The following is a 275-nucleotide window of genomic DNA, read 5'->3' as shown; positions in this document are numbered from 1 at the left end:
TTTACTTTATAAGTTTATTTAAATTTCTTCAAATCAATTATAAGGTTTCCAATGCTGCGAACTCGTAATCTTTTTCCTATTTTTTTATGCATTGCCTTTATTATCTCAATAACTCAAGCTTATACAATTACAAGTCCAAAACTTATAGCCTTTGAAAAAGCAGCATCTGCATACAGTAAAGCACTTCAAAATGCCGATGCAAATGCCATTTTAAATGCTATCCCCCCCCAAATCATCAACAGCTTAATGGCCAAAAAAAATCTCAGTAAATCACA

At 31.6% G+C, this 275-nt stretch carries 1 pseudogene; it reads left to right on the top strand.

The features are described from left to right. Positions 1–51 precede the first annotated feature (51 nt). Positions 52–275 (top strand): annotated as a pseudogene (locus ACFINZ_RS11285) (hypothetical protein); the annotation flags it as partial.

This window comes from Bartonella sp. AA81SXKL, from assembly GCF_042196945.1.
Lineage (GTDB): Bacteria > Pseudomonadota > Alphaproteobacteria > Rhizobiales > Rhizobiaceae > Bartonella.
The sequence above is the reverse complement of the archived record's forward strand: the minus strand, read 5'-3'. Positions and strand labels throughout refer to the sequence as shown.